The sequence below is a fragment of the Devosia lacusdianchii genome, assembly GCF_022429625.1.
Lineage (GTDB): Bacteria > Pseudomonadota > Alphaproteobacteria > Rhizobiales > Devosiaceae > Devosia > Devosia lacusdianchii.
Genome location: NZ_CP092483.1, coordinates 2,699,270 through 2,714,085 on the forward strand (window position 1 = coordinate 2,699,270; position 14,816 = coordinate 2,714,085).

Annotated in this window: 16 protein-coding genes; 7 read left to right on the forward strand and 9 right to left on the reverse strand. The window is 63.5% G+C overall.

Translation table 11 applies throughout. The features are described from left to right. Positions 1 to 61: 61 nt before the first annotated feature. From ilvN to MF606_RS13330, 3 genes are all read right to left on the reverse strand, one after another. Positions 62 to 616: an acetolactate synthase small subunit gene (ilvN, locus tag MF606_RS13320; protein WP_240229816.1), complete on the reverse strand. Its 555-nt coding sequence runs from the start codon at positions 614 to 616 to the stop codon at positions 62 to 64. Between the two features lie 21 nt (positions 617 to 637). After that, entirely contained in the window at positions 638 to 2,407 is a 1,770-nt protein-coding gene (locus MF606_RS13325; RefSeq protein WP_240229817.1) for an acetolactate synthase 3 large subunit, read from the reverse strand. 307 nt (positions 2,408 to 2,714) lie between these two features. Next, positions 2,715 to 3,185 carry an SRPBCC domain-containing protein gene (locus MF606_RS13330; protein WP_240229818.1) on the reverse strand — a complete coding sequence of 157 codons (471 nt, stop codon included), beginning with the start codon at positions 3,183 to 3,185 and terminating at the stop codon, positions 2,715 to 2,717. 118 nt (positions 3,186 to 3,303) lie between these two features. On the opposite strand from MF606_RS13330, the gene MF606_RS13335 reads away from it, so the two are divergent. From MF606_RS13335 to MF606_RS13350, 4 genes are all read left to right on the forward strand, one after another. Further along, the gene (locus MF606_RS13335) at positions 3,304 to 4,341 is read left to right on the forward strand and encodes a GlxA family transcriptional regulator (protein WP_240229819.1); all 1,038 of its coding nucleotides are present in this window, start codon (positions 3,304 to 3,306) and stop codon (positions 4,339 to 4,341) included. Between the two features lie 60 nt (positions 4,342 to 4,401). After that, on the forward strand, positions 4,402 to 4,860 hold the full coding sequence (locus MF606_RS13340) for an SRPBCC family protein (RefSeq protein ID WP_240229820.1): 459 nt from the start codon (positions 4,402 to 4,404) through the stop codon (positions 4,858 to 4,860). Positions 4,861 to 4,901: 41 nt separating this feature from the next. Continuing rightward, positions 4,902 to 6,461 (forward strand): MFS transporter, encoded by a 1,560-nt coding sequence (locus MF606_RS13345; RefSeq protein ID WP_240229821.1) that lies wholly within the window; start codon positions 4,902 to 4,904, stop codon positions 6,459 to 6,461. A 120-nt stretch (positions 6,462 to 6,581) separates the two neighbouring features. Continuing rightward, positions 6,582 to 8,012 carry an inorganic phosphate transporter gene (locus MF606_RS13350; RefSeq protein WP_240229822.1) on the forward strand — a complete coding sequence of 477 codons (1,431 nt, stop codon included), beginning with the start codon at positions 6,582 to 6,584 and terminating at the stop codon, positions 8,010 to 8,012. On the opposite strand, the gene MF606_RS13355 is transcribed toward MF606_RS13350, so the two are convergent. The 4 genes from MF606_RS13355 to MF606_RS13370 form a co-directional block, all read right to left on the reverse strand. Continuing rightward, entirely contained in the window at positions 8,002 to 8,466 is a 465-nt protein-coding gene (locus tag MF606_RS13355; protein ID WP_240229824.1) for an NUDIX hydrolase, read from the reverse strand. The two genes, MF606_RS13350 and MF606_RS13355, sit on opposite strands and share 11 nt — an antisense overlap. Before the next feature lie 121 nt (positions 8,467 to 8,587). Further along, entirely contained in the window at positions 8,588 to 8,803 is a 216-nt protein-coding gene (locus MF606_RS13360; RefSeq protein ID WP_035101027.1) for a cold-shock protein, read from the reverse strand. 294 nt (positions 8,804 to 9,097) lie between these two features. Further along, positions 9,098 to 9,370 (reverse strand): glycine zipper domain-containing protein, encoded by a 273-nt coding sequence (locus MF606_RS13365; protein WP_240229826.1) that lies wholly within the window; start codon positions 9,368 to 9,370, stop codon positions 9,098 to 9,100. A gap of 99 nt (positions 9,371 to 9,469) precedes the next feature. Continuing rightward, positions 9,470 to 9,841: a DUF423 domain-containing protein gene (locus MF606_RS13370; protein WP_240229828.1), complete on the reverse strand. Its 372-nt coding sequence runs from the start codon at positions 9,839 to 9,841 to the stop codon at positions 9,470 to 9,472. Positions 9,842 to 9,926: 85 nt separating this feature from the next. Between MF606_RS13370 and MF606_RS13375 the strand changes: the two genes are divergently transcribed. Further along, complete coding sequence (locus tag MF606_RS13375) at positions 9,927 to 11,342, forward strand: MATE family efflux transporter (RefSeq protein WP_240229830.1); 1,416 nt, start codon at positions 9,927 to 9,929, stop codon at positions 11,340 to 11,342. Here the strand turns inward: MF606_RS13375 and miaA are convergent. Continuing rightward, positions 11,339 to 12,226, reverse strand: coding sequence for a tRNA (adenosine(37)-N6)-dimethylallyltransferase MiaA (gene miaA, locus MF606_RS13380; RefSeq protein WP_240229832.1), 888 nt, complete (start codon positions 12,224 to 12,226; stop codon positions 11,339 to 11,341). The two genes, MF606_RS13375 and miaA, sit on opposite strands and share 4 nt — an antisense overlap. A 23-nt stretch (positions 12,227 to 12,249) precedes the next feature. Here miaA and serB point away from each other — a divergent pair, with 23 nt between their 5' ends. Together serB and MF606_RS13390 are read left to right on the forward strand one after the other, a co-directional pair. Continuing rightward, positions 12,250 to 13,122: a phosphoserine phosphatase SerB gene (gene serB, locus MF606_RS13385; RefSeq protein WP_240229834.1), complete on the forward strand. Its 873-nt coding sequence runs from the start codon at positions 12,250 to 12,252 to the stop codon at positions 13,120 to 13,122. Further along, positions 13,119 to 13,658 (forward strand): GNAT family N-acetyltransferase, encoded by a 540-nt coding sequence (locus MF606_RS13390; protein ID WP_240229836.1) that lies wholly within the window; start codon positions 13,119 to 13,121, stop codon positions 13,656 to 13,658. Before serB ends, MF606_RS13390 begins: the two co-directional genes overlap by 4 nt. Before the next feature lie 67 nt (positions 13,659 to 13,725). On the opposite strand, the gene hflC is transcribed toward MF606_RS13390, so the two are convergent. Continuing rightward, positions 13,726 to 14,814, reverse strand: a complete 1,089-nt coding sequence (gene hflC / locus MF606_RS13395; protein ID WP_240229838.1) for a protease modulator HflC — start codon at positions 14,812 to 14,814, stop codon at positions 13,726 to 13,728. Between the last annotated feature and the right edge of the window lie 2 nt (positions 14,815 to 14,816).

The following is a 14,816-nucleotide window of genomic DNA, read 5'->3' on the forward strand; positions in this document are numbered from 1 at the left end:
ACCTATGGGGCGGCCACCTCCCGGCGAGCCGCCCCATCCGAAAATCAGTTGTGAACCGGCGTTACATGCTCTGCGGCCCGCGCGAGATCGCCGCCAGCCCGGTGCGAACCACCTCGACCAAGCCCAGCGGCTGCATCAGCGCGATAAAGCTGTCGATCTTGGCCGGCTTGCCGGTCACCTCGAACACGAAGCTTTCCACCGATGCATCGACGATCTGCGCCCGAAACGCGTCAGCCAGGCGCAACGTTTCGGCGCGGTGGTCACCCGATCCGGCGACCTTGATCAGCGCCAGCTCGCGTTCCAATGACGCGCCTTCAGCGGTCAAATCGTGCACCTTGTGCACTGGCACCAGCCGCTCGAGCTGCAGCTTGATCTGGATCAGCGTCTTGGGCGTAGCGATGACGACAACGGTGATGCGACTAAGTCGCCGCCCGTGTTCCGTCTCACTGACGGTCAGGCTTTCGATATTGTAGCCGCGCGCCGAAAACAGGCCCACGACGCGGGCGAGAATGCCCGGCTCGTTGTCGACCAGCACCGAGAGGGTATGGCGCTCGGTTTCCTGAGTTTCCTTGGTCAGGAAGTAGGCCGAGCCAGTTGGCTGCAGATGTGCGTTCATGGTTTTGTCCCCTGCAGCGCCCTAGACGAGCTGCCGTCCCTTCTCGTCGATGATGGAGCCGATATTGGCCGTGTCGGGCAGGATGATTTCGTTGTGTGGCTTGCCCGACGGAATCATCGGCAGGCAGTTCTCGTCCTTCTCGACCAGCACGTCGAACAGCACCGGGCCGTCATAATCGAGCATCTCGGCAATGGCGGCGTCGAGCTCGGCCGGGTTATCGCAGCGGATGCCCTTCCCGCCGTAAGCCTCTGCCAGCTTGACGAAATCAGGCAGCGACTCTGAATAGGAATGCGCGTACCGCGAGCCGTGCAACAGGTCCTGCCACTGGCGGACCATGCCCATGCGCTCATTGTTGAGGATGAAGATCTTGATCGGCAGGCGATACTGCACCGCTGTCGAGAGTTCCTGCATCGTCATCTGCACGCTGGCTTCGCCGGCAATATCGATCACCAGTGCATCCGGATGCGCCACCTGCACGCCGACCGCCGCTGGCAGGCCATAACCCATCGTGCCCAGCCCGCCGGAGGTCATCCAGTGGTTCGGCTTGTCGAAGTGGAAATGCTGGGCGGCCCACATCTGGTGCTGGCCGACTTCGGTGGTGATGAACACCTCCTTGCCCTGCTTTCGCGTCGCTTCATACAGCCGTTCGATGGCATATTGCGGCTTGATGGTGGTATCTGAGTTCTTGTAGCCGAGCGAATCCACCGCCCGCCACTTCTCGATCTGCTTCCACCACGGCGCGATCGCCTCGGTGCGCGGCTGGTTCGTCTTGCTGCGCCACACGCGAACCATCTCGCTCAGCACCCGCTCGCAATCGCCCACGATCGGAATATCGACGCGCACGACCTTGTTGATCGAGCTCGGGTCGATATCGACGTGGATCTTGCGGCTATTGGGCGAGAAGGCGTCGATGCGACCGGTGATGCGATCGTCAAAGCGCGCCCCGATATTGATCATCACGTCGCAGTCATGCATCGCCAGGTTGGCTTCATAGGTGCCGTGCATGCCAAGCATGCCCATCCATTGCGGATTGGACGCCGGGAACGCGCCCAGACCCATCAAGGTCGAGGTCACCGGGAAGCCGGTCAACTCGGCCAGTTCGCGCAGATGCTCGGACGCCTCCGGGCCGGCATTGATCACGCCGCCTCCAGTATAGAAGATCGGCCGTTCGGCCTTGAGCATCAGGTCGACCGCCGCTTCGATGGCGGCCGCGTCGCCATCCATCTGCGGGCGGTAGCTCTGGTGGCGCAGCGTCTCGAGATCGGGCTTGTAATAGTCGCCGACGGCGAACTGCACGTCCTTGGGAATGTCGATGACCACGGGGCCGGGGCGGCCAGTCGTGGCGATGTGGAAGGCCTCGTGCATGATGCGCGGCAGGTCTTCCACGCGCTTCACCAGGTAATTGTACTTGGTACAGGAGCGGGTGATGCCGACCGTGTCGCATTCCTGGAACGCGTCCGAGCCGATCAGCGTCGTTGGAACCTGCGCGGTGATGCAGATCAGCGGGATCGAGTCCATCAATGCGTCGGTGAGGCCGGTCACCGCGTTGGTTGCGCCGGGGCCGGAGGTCACGAGGACCACGCCAGGCTTGCCGGTCGACCGCGCATAGCCTTCGGCCATGTGCGTCGCGCCCTGTTCATGCCGAACCAGGATATGCTGCACCTGCTCCTGCTGGAACATCGCATCATAGATCGGCAGGGCCGCGCCGCCCGGATAGCCGAAAATATGCTCGACTCCCTGATCGGCCAGTGCCTGGATCACCATCTCTGCGCCGGTCATTCTTTCGGCCATCGTCAATTCCTTCCTAGTCCCTTTGCCCCTGAAGGCTAGTCTCTTGAACCAGCCCAGCGCCGCACCGGCGAAAACTGGGCAATAAAAAAGGCCCCCTTCGGGACCTGTTTTCGGCGCACCAGCTTACGCGCGGGGTTTTACCCCACGTTGCCGATGCGCCTGCCTACTACGAGAATGAGTGCCCGCACGGGACCTCTCCAACCAAAATTGTGGCCGCATTGATAGGAGTAATGCCGCAAAGGTGTCAAGGGGCGTCAGCGCCGGACCATTTCGATCCGGCGCCGACCATCAGGCATCATTCCGATCCTCAGGCCGCCCGGCGGGCACGCTTGAGGTACTTGGCGAGATTGTCGAGCATGAAGTTCCATCCGTCGCGATGCCCCTCGGGACCGTCGGCGCCATCGATATATGCCCCGGCTTCCACGAGGCGCAGCTGGGTAACGGCAGCACCAAGCGGTTGCAGCTCCACGGTAACCGTGCCGACAAAGGTGAGTTTGCCCTTATGCGTCAACGTGCTGGCGTAGATGATGCGGGTGCCCGAGTTGATCGCCAAGTAGTGGGTTGTGCTCGTGTAGGGCGGCTGCCCGATCACGCCGAAAGAAGCGACGTCGGTATGGGAAACCCGGAAGTCGAAAACATCGTAGCTCATGTCCCAGCCCTCACCCGGATCACTCCAGTCGAGCAATGCCTGCTTGCTGGCGAAGGCGGCAAAGACATCGGTCGCGCTTGCATCCAGCATGCGCTCGAACTCAAGCGTTTCGTGAACAATATGGGTCATGACAATCTCCTGTTTCAACGATCCCAACTGGATCGCTTAGGGAGACATTAGGCGGCGGCAGTCACCATCTTGAGTGGCAGGTTGGACAAAAACGGGGCTTTCGTGCCAGCATGTAGCCATGATCCCGAAACATTTCGACGCGCCGCCGCTCAAGGTCAGCATTCTGGTCCTGCCGCAGACCGCGCCCATGGCCGTTTATGGACTCTACGAAGTTCTCGGCTCAGTCGGAAAAGTCTGGGCTGCGGTAACCGGAGAGACCACGCGCGTCCGCAGCATCGACCCCAGGATCGTCACGCGCGACGGCAAAACCTTCAACTCGGTGCTGGGCATCCCGATCACCCCGCAGGCCTCCATAGTCGACGATACCGACTCGGACGTTGTCATCGTCACCGATATCGAACTGCCCCTGGCGGCTGATCCCGCGACCCTCTGGCCGCAGGAGATCGCCTGGCTTCGCGGGCGGCTGGAAGCAGGCGCCAGCGTCAATTCCACCTGCAGCGGCTCGGTGGTTCTGGCCGAGGCCGGCCTGCTCGACGGCGTCGAAGCCACGTCTCACTGGAGTGCCGGCGAGCTGTTTCGCGACCGCTACACCAAAGTGCGGTTCCGGCCCGAGCGCATCCTCTGCGACAGCGGGTATCAAGGCCGCCTGATCACCACCGGCGGCGCGTCCGCCTGGCAGGATCTGGCGCTCTTCCTTATCGGCAAATACTGTGGCCCCAGCGAAGCAGTCCGCACAGCGAAGATATTCCTGATTGGCGATCGCAGCGAAGGCCAGCTCCCATTCGCCGCCATGACACGGCCTCGCCAGCACGATGACGCGGTGATCGCGGCCAGCCAGGCCTGGATTGCCGATAACTATGCCAAGCCCAATCCCGTAGGCCTTATGGTGGACGTATCCGCCCTGCCCGAACGCAGCTTCAAGCGCCGCTTCAAACAGGCGACCGGCTACGCGCCGGTCGATTACGTGCAAGCCATCCGCATCGAGGAAGCCAAGCAGATGCTCGAGACCACCGGCGATGGTATCGACAGCATCGCCGCCGAAGTCGGCTATGAAGACCCAACCTTCTTTCGCCGGCTTTTCCGCCGTCTCGCCGGGGTGACGCCTGCCCATTACCGCCGACGGTACCGGGGACCATCACTTAATCAGAAAGTTTAGCATTGACTCGGCACGCCACCGTCGCTTAATTGTTGACTTAACAATCAAGAGGACGCTGACATGACCGAACGATCCATAGCTCACGGCACCTTCGTCGTCGAACGCCGCTACCCCGCCGATCCCGCCCGCGTCTTCAAGGCCTGGGCCGACCCAGAGGTCAAGAAGCGCTGGTTTGGCGCCGGCAATGAAGACGTAAAATCCTTCGACTTCCGCGAGGGTGGCCGCGAATATGCTGAAGGCAGCATGGGCGACACCACCTACACCTTCGACGTCCAGTACCAGGACATCGTGGAAAACCAGCGCATCATCTACGGCTACCAGATGACTATGAACGGCCAGCGCATCTCGGTTTCGGTGGCCGCGATCGAGATCCACCCCGACGGCAACGGCGCGCGGATGACCGTCACCGAGCATGGTTGCTTCCTCGACGGCCTCGACAATCTCGAGCAACGCCGGGCCGGCACCGAACAGCTTGTCGATGCACTCGGCACCGAACTCGCCCGGCAGACCGCCAACTAGCCAACGCATTCAGCTTCATTGCAATTCAAAGGAGCATCAAGATGCTCGACGGCACTCCCTTGCCCGAAGGAACCCGCGCCGGCACCCGCGAATGGGTCGGCCTCGCAGTCCTCGCCTTGCCCACCCTGCTCGTTTCCATCGACGTTTCGGTCATCCTGCTCGCGCTGCCGCATATCAGCGCGAGCCTCGAAGCCGACAGCACCCAGATGCTCTGGATCATGGACATCTACGGCTTCCTGTTGGCCGGCTTCATGATCACCATGGGCACGCTGGGCGACCGCATCGGCCGGCGCAAGCTGCTGATGATCGGCGGCACCGCCTTTGCCGGCGCGTCGATCCTCGCCGCATTCTCGCCGACCGCCGAATTGCTGATCATCTCCCGCGCCCTGCTTGGCGTGGCCGGCGCGACGATCACGCCATCGGCCATGGCGCTCATCACCAACATGTTCCGCAACGAGGCCCAGCGCGGTACGGCCCTCTCCATCTTTTTCACCTGCTTCATGGGCGGCATGGCGCTGGGCCCAGTCGTCGGCGGCGTCATGCTGGAGTGGTTCTGGTGGGGCTCGGTGTTCCTTATTGGCGTTCCGGTGATGGTGTTACTCCTGGCGCTCGCTCCCGCCTTCCTGCCGGAATTCCGCGATCGCAGTGCGGGTAGGCTTGACCTCATCAGCGTGGCGCTGTCGCTCCTGACCACACTGCCCGTGGTCTACGGCCTCAAGGAGATTGCCAAGGCCGGCATCGACGTGCTGCCGCTCATCAGCATCGCAGTCGGCCTGATAATGGGGACGATCTTCATCCTCCGCCAGCGGCGGCTCGATCATCCCCTGCTCGACCTCAAGCTGCTGACCAACCCGCGTGTCGCCACCGCTATCGGCGGCATGGCCTTCGTTGCCAGCGCCGGCGCGCTCATGCTGTTCACCAATCAATACATGCAACTGGTGGCCGGCCTTTCCCCGCTCCAGGCCGGGTTATGGACACTGCCGGGTGTCGCGGCCTCGGTCGTGGGCTTCATGCTGAGCCCGGTTTTTGCTAAGCACATCCCGCCCGCTCGCCTGATCGCCGCCGGCCTCGCCATCGCAGTCGCAGGCGCTGTCGTGGTCGCCCAGGCAGGGGACTGGGGGCTCTATGCCGTCATCATCGGCTTCGTGGCCTTCAATGGCGGATGCGCCCCCATGGTTGTGCTGGCCAACGGCATCGTCATGACCGCCGTTGCCCCCGAGCGAGCCGGCGCTGCGGCGGCTCTGACCGAAACCTCCGCCGAAACCGGCTTTGCCCTTGGGATCGCCGTATTGGGGAGCGCCGCCGCGGCAATGTATCGAACCAGCCTCGATGCCAGTCTGCCGGCGGGCCTGCCGGCCCAAACGGTCGCTGCCGCACACGAGACTTTGGCGAGTGCCCTCGCCGTCGCCGCCACTCTGCCCGCCGAAACCGCAACTCTGCTCGAAGCCGCCGCACGCTCCGCCTTCATGGGCGGCATGCAGATGGCTGTTACCGTGGTGGCGATCATTCTGGCCGGCGTTGGCCTGACGGTTCTCACCCAGCTCCGTCACCTGCGGCCACTATCCGACGGTACGGCCGCTCACCCCGCCCCTGCCCAGTGACGACCAGTCAAATCCGCGCATCCGCCTTCTGTGCAAGGCGGGTGCGCTTTGTGTCGACAAACCCCGCGAACCGTAGTCCAAGGGAGATTGTTCCAAGCGACGAGGATTGAACGCCCACCGATGCCCCGCACCGTTCTGCCACTCGGCATCGCATTGCTGTTTCTGCTGGGGGCAGCCGCTTGGGCAAGCATCGTCATTCCCGATGGCCCGCTGCGATACCTGGTGATCCTAGGCGCTGCCGCCGCCGGCTACATGGCGCTCAATGTTGGCGCCAATGATGTGGCCAACAATGTCGGCCCGGCCGTTGGCGCCAAGGCACTGACCATGGGCGTCGCGCTAGCGATTGGCGCGGTTTTTGACGCTGCGGGAGCGCTACTCGCCGGTGGCGATGTCATCGATACGGTTGCCAATGATCTACTGGTGCCAGGACTGGCCCCCACCTCCGTCAGCCTCATCATTGTCATGATCGCTGCTTTGCTGTCGGCGGCGGCGTGGATCAATCTTTCCACCTTCGTCGGCGCTCCGGTCTCGACCACCCACGCCATTATCGGCGGCATTGTCGGCGCCACCATCGCGGCCGCCGGTATCGACGCGGTCGCCTGGCCCGCCATTGGCATGATCACGGTGAGCTGGACCGTCTCGCCCTTGCTGGGAGGCATCTTCGCCGCGGCGCTGCATGCTGTTATTCGCTCCACGATCACCCGGAGGGCCGACAAGATCGGCGCTGCCCGCCTATGGGTACCGATTCTGGTCGCAGGCATGGCTGGCATTTTCGCCATGTACCTTTCCACCGAGGCCCTTGGCCGCTTTTGGCACCCAAATTTCGTCACGACGCTGCTGGCCGGCATTGTCTTTGCTGCGCTCGGCTGGTTGATCGCCATGCCATGGGTCCGCATGCGGTCGCTTGCCCTGGAGAACCGCAAGAAGCAGGTCGCCCGCCTGTTCCGCCCTCCCCTGATCGTCGCCGCGGCCCTGCTGTCTTTCGCGCACGGCGCCAACGACGTCGCCAATTCGGTGGCCCCGCTGGCTGCGATTCTCGCCGTGGTGCAGGCCGAGCCGTTGCAGACCCTGTCGGCACCCTTCTGGTTACTCGCCATCGGCGCTTTGGGCATCGCCTTCGGCATTGCCCTCTTCGGTCCGCGCGTGATCCACACCATCGGCGAGCAGATCACCAAGCTCAACGAGATCCGCGCCTTCTGCGTAGCCCTTTCAGCGGCCACCACCGTGCTGGCCGCCTCCGCGCTGGGCTTTCCCCTGTCATCCACCCATGTCGCGGTCGGGGCAGTATTCGGCGTCGGCTTCCTGCGGGAGTTCCTGGCCATCCGCAACATGAACGGCGCTGCCGTGCCGGTAAGGGCGCAGTTCGTCGAAGCTTCGATGCTCAATGCCACGCCTGAAGACGCGTTGGCCCGCGAGCGCCGCAACGAACGCCGCTATCTGGTACGCCGCCTCAAGGTTGCACGCATCGCAGCCGCCTGGGTGGTGACCTTGCCGGCCTCAGCCGGCCTCGCCGCAGTGATTTACCTCGGACTTACCCGCTTCATTGCATAAGCCGGCGCACGGTGAGCTGCCGATGCAGCGCTTCCGCTATGCGCGCCAGCGAGCGATCCGCCAGCAGGCGCCGGGTCTCGGCTAGCAGCGCCCAGTGCCGCAACCGCTGGTCCATCTCTTGCCAGGCATCGAACTGGGCGTCGACCCGCAATGGATAGAGATCGATATCGACCAGCAGACCCTTGTCGGAATTGCGGTAGCTGCCGATGGCATTGGTGCCGACCTCGCCGGTCACGCCCGCCTCCTCCAGCGCCTCCTTGGCGGCACTATCCCACGGTGTCATTCCCGCGCTGACAGAGCCTTTGGGGAAAATCCAGCGGCCGGTGCGCCGCGACGTCACCAGCAGAAACACCACGCGATCATTGACGATGGAATAGGGAAGTGCGCCCGACTGGCGCAGTGCCGGAACCGCCTCGACTCTTGGACTCCAGTTTCGCAGGAATTCTCGCAGCATGGACCGCCCTCCATCTGTGTTCCGGCCAGGAGACTTGCACGGACCGGCCGATCGAGTCGAGGCGCAAGTCAATAAAAAAGGGCCCCACTGGGGCCCTTCCGAAAGGCGCTAACCAATAGGCTTAGCTGAGCAGGGTCAGGTTCGTTGCCGACACCTTGCCGTCACGGCCGGTCTCGAGCTCGTAGGTCACCTTGTCGCCTTCGTAGAGGCCCTGCAGGCCCGAACGCTGAACGGCGGAGATGTGAACGAACGCGTCCTTTTCGCCATTCTCAGGCGAAATGAAGCCGAAGCCCTTGGTGGTGTTGAAGAATTTTACGGTACCGGTAATGGTGGCCATGGAACTGAAGTCCTCGCGAGTGGGCGCCGCCGAGGCGGCTAAGGGTTGAAAACGGGCCCAAAAGATCAGACCCGGCCTAACGATTCACAGATCAGGAGGTAGCCAAGTTCCCGGTTTTTGCCGGTAGATCAGATAGCGCAAGACAGTGTCGTAGACGAAATATATGGCGGCTATCAGTCAGAAATTCAAGGCGATTCACTGGTCAATGAAGAGCACCCGGTTCAGGAGGGACTCCGAACCGGGTGCTTTGCGCCTTAGAGGCGCTGGCAGCATGGGGCGATGCTGCAACCTTGATTATCCGCGCGGGCAGGTGTCGTAGTAACGGCTGCCATTGGGACGTTCGTAAACGCACTGGTCAGTGTAACCCGAGCGCCTGCCGATCATGTTGCCGGCAGCTGCGCCGACGACACCACCAACACCGGCACCGACAACCGTGCCAAGCACGCTGCCAGTCGTAGCCGCACCGACGATTGCGCCAGCGCCGGCACCAACCGCAGCACCCTGCTGGGTAGTGGTGCAGGCTGCGAGCGACAGGCAAGTGGCGGCGATGATCAGAATTTTATGCATTGGAACCCTCCGAGAAAACTCTCGACCACAAGAATGCGTGATCCAGACAAAGGTTCCAGTACAATTTTAACTATATTGCGGCAATCGCTTCGCGCGCGATCAAGACGAGCGAAAATGTACTAGGCCGCCAATCGCCGCCGCGAGCCATCCGACGATCATCGCGCCACCACCAAGCGGCGCCGCGCCCGGAAATGCGCCACGTCCCAACCACTCGCGCATGCCCAGATCGCCGGCAAAGACGATCGTTCCAAGCGCAAGAATGATGGCGGCCCACTCGAGCACCCTGCCCCGGCCCGCCAGGCCCAGCGCCAGCAGCGCCGGACCATGGGCCAGGCAAATCGCGGCGATCGCGCCCAGGTTCCGCGATTCGCCGCTATGCGAGGCCGCCGCCGCGGCCATGACGCCGACTGCGCCCACGAGCCCCGCGGCTGCGAGGATCGCCCTCGATACCTTGCCATACGCGGCTGCCATGTGCTGCTCTCCCCGGGGCGCCCCGCCCCTTCCGCCTGCTTGAGGTTTCGTTTAGACCAATTTCCCGCGAGTAGGACATTTTCCCATGAACGAGCAAGTCGCGGTCGCCACGGCCGGGGGCGCCGCTATCTCTTCGACACCAACGGGCTGGGGCGCCGAACTGCGCGCCACCTTTACGCTCGCATGGCCGCTTGTCATCGCGCAGTTGGCGCAGACGGCCCTGACCACGACCGACGTCATCATGATGGGCTGGCTCGGTCCGCAATCCCTGGCGGCCGGCACGCTTGCGACCACCTTCCTGATGCCGTTCCTGGTGTGCGGCATCGGCATCGTCGGCGCCGTTGCTCCTTTGGTTGCACAGGCCCGCGGCGCGCGCGACATCAAGGCGATACGCCGCATCGCCCGCCAGGGCTTTTGGGCCGCGTTGATCCTCGCGACGGTGATGATCCCGGTCTTGCTGCAGATTCGGCCAATCTTTGAGGCGCTCGGCCAGGATCCTGTCGCCACTGCCCGCGCTGAGGAATACATCCAGGTCGCGGTGTGGATGCTGTATCCTGGGCTCGCCATCATCGTCCTGCGCTCGCTGCTGTCCGCCTTCGGCTCGACACGCATCATTCTCGCCATCACCGTCAGTGGCGTGCTGGCCAATGCCGTCGGCAACTACTTGCTGATGTTCGGCAACTTCGGCTTGCCCCCGCTGGAACTGCGCGGCGCGGCGCTGTCGACCGTCATAACCAATTTCATCATGTTCGGTCTGATGCTGACCTATGTGTTGCGCCATCGGCGATTCAAGCGCTTTCACGTGCTGATCCGCTTCTGGAAGCCCGATTGGCCACGTTTCCGCGAAATCTTCCGCATCGGCACCCCGATCGGCCTCACCGTGCTCGCCGAGGTCGGCCTCTTCACGGCTGCGGCCCTGCTGATGGGGCGGTTGGGCACCGACGAGGTCGCCGCCCATGCCATTGCCCTCCAAAGCGCTTCCATGGCCTTCATGGTTCCCTTAGGGCTCGGCATCGCCGCAACGGTCCGCGTCGGCATGGCCTATGGCCGCGGCGACCCAGAAGGCATTCGCAAGGCAGGCTGGACCGCATTCGCGCTCGGCATGGCCTTCATGACACTCTCCTGCGCGCTGTTCTTGACCCTGGGCCGGCCCATTGTCTCCCTGTTCCTCGATCCGCGCATCCCTGAGAACGCCAACGCCGTGGCGCTGGCCGCGACGTTCCTGGTGATTGCCGGGGTGTTCCAACTGGTCGACGGTGCCCAGGTGGTGGCCGCACACGCGCTACGCGGGCTGAGCGACACCAAGATTCCCATGGTCCTGGCCATCTTCAGCTATTGGGTGGTCGGTCTGCCGATTGCCTACGTTCTGGGCTTTACGCTGGATTGGCGCGGCGTCGGCATCTGGATCGGCCTCGCGGCAGGCTTGGCCTTTGCAGCCATCGTACTGGTCGCCCGCTTCGCCATGCGCGAACAGCTGGGACTTTTGCGGCCGCGAGGCTAGGTCCCCGCAATACCCCGCCGTGGCCAATCGCTGAAGCGATTGCGGAACCAGGTCCGTTGCCGCTTCGCATATTGATGCGTTGCGATAGTCGCGAGCGTGATGGCGTCATCGCGCTCAGCGACGCCATCGAGCCAATCGCCGATCTCGCGAACACCGATGGCCTTCATGACCGGCAGGCTGGGATCGAGATCGAGCCCGCGCAGCGCCTTGACCTCCTCCACCGCGCCACCCGCAAACATGGCCTCGAAGCGTCGCGCGATACGTTGGCGGAGCACGTCGCGATCTGGATCAAGCACTACCCGCTCCACCACGAACTCACCCAACAGGCCCGCCTGCTGACGGTCCTGGAAACTCGACAGCGTCCTGCCGGTCGCCCGCTTCACCGCCAGCGCCCGGGTCAATCGCTGCGGATCGGCCACCCTGAGCCGCGACGCCGCTACCGGGTCCTCCCGTTGCAACAGCGCCAGCCTCTCCGCTCCATCGAGCGCTTGAATCTCTTGTTGAACTTGAAGCGTCAGCGCCGGCGAAATCTCGGGTATGTCGGCGAATCCGTTTAGCAGCGCATCGAAATAAAGCCCCGTGCCTCCAACGAAAATCAGCGGCACACTCTCAGGGACCGAGGCCATGACGCCGCGCACCGCCTCCAACCATTGCCCCGTCGAAAACCGGGTCGATGCCGGCACGGTGCCGTAGAGCCTATGATCGGCTAACGCCCTGTCTTCCGCCGTCGGCCGCGCCGTCACCACGCAAAGCGTGTCGTAAACCTGCATGGCGTCGGCATTGATGACCACGCCGCCCTCGGCCTGCGCCATGGCAAGCGCAAGCGCCGACTTGCCGCTGGCAGTCGGACCCGCTATCAGAACGGCGCGCCTGCGGCCTGTCACCTTTTTCCTCCCCGAGTAGACCCATGCCGGTTCTTTGCCTGATCGCCAATCCCGCCGATTCCGAACTCGATCCGGCGCTGGCGGCGGCGGTGGTCAAACAGACGGGCGGCGAGCTCAACTGGCTCAACCACGGTATTGCCTGCGAGATCATCGAGCCGAAGTCAACAGACCCGGTGACGCTGGCGCGTCAGGTCATCGGCACGAGGCGCGTCGACGCCGCCCTTGTCCCCAGCGAAAACCGCCGCAAGCCCATTCTCGTCGCGGACATGGACTCCACCATGATCAACGAGGAATGCATCGACGAACTCGCTGCCGCTCTCGGCATCAAGGACCAAGTCGCCGAGATCACCGCCCGCGCCATGCGCGGTGAGCTCGATTTCGGGCAAGCTCTCGACACGCGAGTGGCGCTGCTCAAGGGGCTTGAACGCAAGGTCATCGAGGAAGTCCGCCGCGAGCACATCACCCTCGCCCCTGGCGGCCGCGCCCTGATCCAGACCATGAAAGCCTACGGCGCCTATACGTCGCTGGTTTCGGGCGGCTTTACCTTCTTCGCCGACTATTTCGGCAAGCGCATCGGCTTCGACGAAGCCATAGCCAATGTGCTCGAATTCGACGGCGACCGCCTGACCGGCACCGTCACCAAACCTATCGTTGACAAGAACACCAAGCGCGAGCGGCTGGTAGCCCTCGCCGCCGAGCGCAACCTGCCGCTCAGCCAGACCATCGCCGTGGGCGACGGCGCCAACGACCTCGACATGATCCGCGTCGCCGGCTTTGGCGTCGCCTTGCACGCCAAGCCAGCCGTCGCGGCCGAAGCCGGCATCCGCATCGACCACGGGGACCTCACCGCCCTGCTCTATCTGCAAGGCTATGCCGACGAAGACATCGTCAGATGAGGCTCGAAACCGAGCGGCTGATCCTGCGCGAATGGCGCGACGCGGATCGCCCGGCCTTTGCCGCGATTGTCGGCGATCCCCACGTCATGCGCTACTACCCGGCGACAAGAACACCGGCCGAAGCCGATGCCTGGATCGACAAGATGATCGCTGGCCTGAGCGATGGTTCCGCGCACTTCCTCGCCGTCGAGCGCCGCAGCGACGGCGCGCTGCTCGGCCTCACCGGTACAGCCACGATCCGCTTCGAAATACCCACGTCGCCAAAACTCGAAATCGGCTGGGTGCTCAGCCAGCAATACTGGGGCCAGGGCTACGCGCCCGAGGGCGCCCGCGCGTCACTGGCGCACGCCTTCGACGCGCTTGGTGCACCCGAAGTCGCTGCCTTCACCGCCCGCATCAATGAACCGAGCCAGGCCGTGATGAAGAAGATCGGCATGACCCGCGATCCCGCCGCGGATTTCGAGCATCCGTCGGTGCCACAGGGCAATCCTCTGCGTCCGCACGTACTCTACCGCATCGCCAATCCGGCCCCATAGGGACCACCGAAAACGAAGAAGCCGGCGCATTGACTGCGCCGGCTTCTGAGCGTTCTCGACTGGACGTTTAAGGCGTCGTCGTAGCAGGTGCTGGCTCCTCCACCGGCGCGGGCACATCGGTACCCACGGTGGGTTCGAGCTGCGAGCCATCCTCGAGCGTCAGGCTCGGTGCCACCGTGTCCTCGATTCCGAGTCCATCAAGTGCCGGTTCATCGCCTTCCGGGGCGGTGATCGGTGCAGCGGTTGGCTGAATCGGCGCCGCCGGATTCGGGTTCGCTGCCGGCAGTTCGCCGTTCGAACCGAAGTAGCGGAAGAACTCGCTATCGGGCGAGAGCACCATGGTCGTGCCGGTGCCAGTCAGCGCGTTGCGATACGATTCCATCGAGCGATAGAACTCGAAGAACTCGGCATCCTGGCCATAGGCGGCCGCGAAGATCCGGTTCCGCTCGGCGTCACCAGTACCGCGGATGATTTCCGCATCACGGGTTGCCGCTGCCACGATTTCCACCGCCTGACGATCGGCGATAGCACGCAGGCTCTGTGCCTGCTCCTGACCACGAGCGCGGAGCAACGCGGCTTCGGCAAGACGCTCTGCACGCATGCGCTCGAAGGTGCGTTCGGAAACCTCGGCCGCCAGATCGGTACGCAGGATACGCACGTCCACGACCTCGATGCCCAGTTCCGCCATATCCGGACGGATCAGGTCACGCGCTTCCCGCATCATCTGCGGGCGCTGCTCGGAAAGAGCCGCGTTGAACTCGCGCAGACCATAGACCTGGCGCAGGGCCGCGTCGAAGCGGGTCGCGATACGGTCTTCGGCCACCGAGAGCTGACCCAGCGCGCGTTCACGGAACAAGCGCGGATCGGTGATGCGATAGGTCAGGAACGCGTCGACTTCGTAGAACGCACCGCCCGACACCTGCACGGTCATGTCAGCAATGTCCTGGCGCAGCAGCCGGTCTTCGATGATCTGCACGCTGTCGACGAAATCGGTCGGAATCTTGAAGTAAATTCCGGGCTCGGTACGGATGTCGGTGATGTTACCGAAGCGCGTAACGATGGCCTGGTCGCGCTCGTTGACCACATAGATCGACGAGAAGAAGACATAGAGGGCGGCGAGGACAACGACGCCAATGATGATCAGACGATTGTTCATGG

Bases quoted from the DNA above. Each gene is read 5' to 3' on its own strand.
- ilvN (WP_240229816.1), bottom strand. From the start codon at position 616: ATGAACGCACATCTGCAGCCAACTGGCTCGGCCTACTTCCTGACCAAG.
- MF606_RS13325 (WP_240229817.1), bottom strand. From the start codon at position 2,407: ATGGCCGAAAGAATGACCGGCGCAGAGATGGTGATCCAGGCACTGGCC.
- MF606_RS13330 (WP_240229818.1), bottom strand. From the start codon at position 3,185: ATGACCCATATTGTTCACGAAACGCTTGAGTTCGAGCGCATGCTGGAT.
- MF606_RS13335 (WP_240229819.1), top strand. From the start codon at position 3,304: ATGATCCCGAAACATTTCGACGCGCCGCCGCTCAAGGTCAGCATTCTG.
- MF606_RS13340 (WP_240229820.1), top strand. From the start codon at position 4,402: ATGACCGAACGATCCATAGCTCACGGCACCTTCGTCGTCGAACGCCGC.
- MF606_RS13345 (WP_240229821.1), top strand. From the start codon at position 4,902: ATGCTCGACGGCACTCCCTTGCCCGAAGGAACCCGCGCCGGCACCCGC.
- MF606_RS13350 (WP_240229822.1), top strand. From the start codon at position 6,582: ATGCCCCGCACCGTTCTGCCACTCGGCATCGCATTGCTGTTTCTGCTG.
- MF606_RS13355 (WP_240229824.1), bottom strand. From the start codon at position 8,466: ATGCTGCGAGAATTCCTGCGAAACTGGAGTCCAAGAGTCGAGGCGGTT.
- MF606_RS13360 (WP_035101027.1), bottom strand. From the start codon at position 8,803: ATGGCCACCATTACCGGTACCGTAAAATTCTTCAACACCACCAAGGGC.
- MF606_RS13365 (WP_240229826.1), bottom strand. From the start codon at position 9,370: ATGCATAAAATTCTGATCATCGCCGCCACTTGCCTGTCGCTCGCAGCC.
- MF606_RS13370 (WP_240229828.1), bottom strand. From the start codon at position 9,841: ATGGCAGCCGCGTATGGCAAGGTATCGAGGGCGATCCTCGCAGCCGCG.
- MF606_RS13375 (WP_240229830.1), top strand. From the start codon at position 9,927: ATGAACGAGCAAGTCGCGGTCGCCACGGCCGGGGGCGCCGCTATCTCT.
- serB (WP_240229834.1), top strand. From the start codon at position 12,250: ATGCCGGTTCTTTGCCTGATCGCCAATCCCGCCGATTCCGAACTCGAT.
- MF606_RS13390 (WP_240229836.1), top strand. From the start codon at position 13,119: ATGAGGCTCGAAACCGAGCGGCTGATCCTGCGCGAATGGCGCGACGCG.
- hflC (WP_240229838.1), bottom strand. From the start codon at position 14,814: ATGAACAATCGTCTGATCATCATTGGCGTCGTTGTCCTCGCCGCCCTC.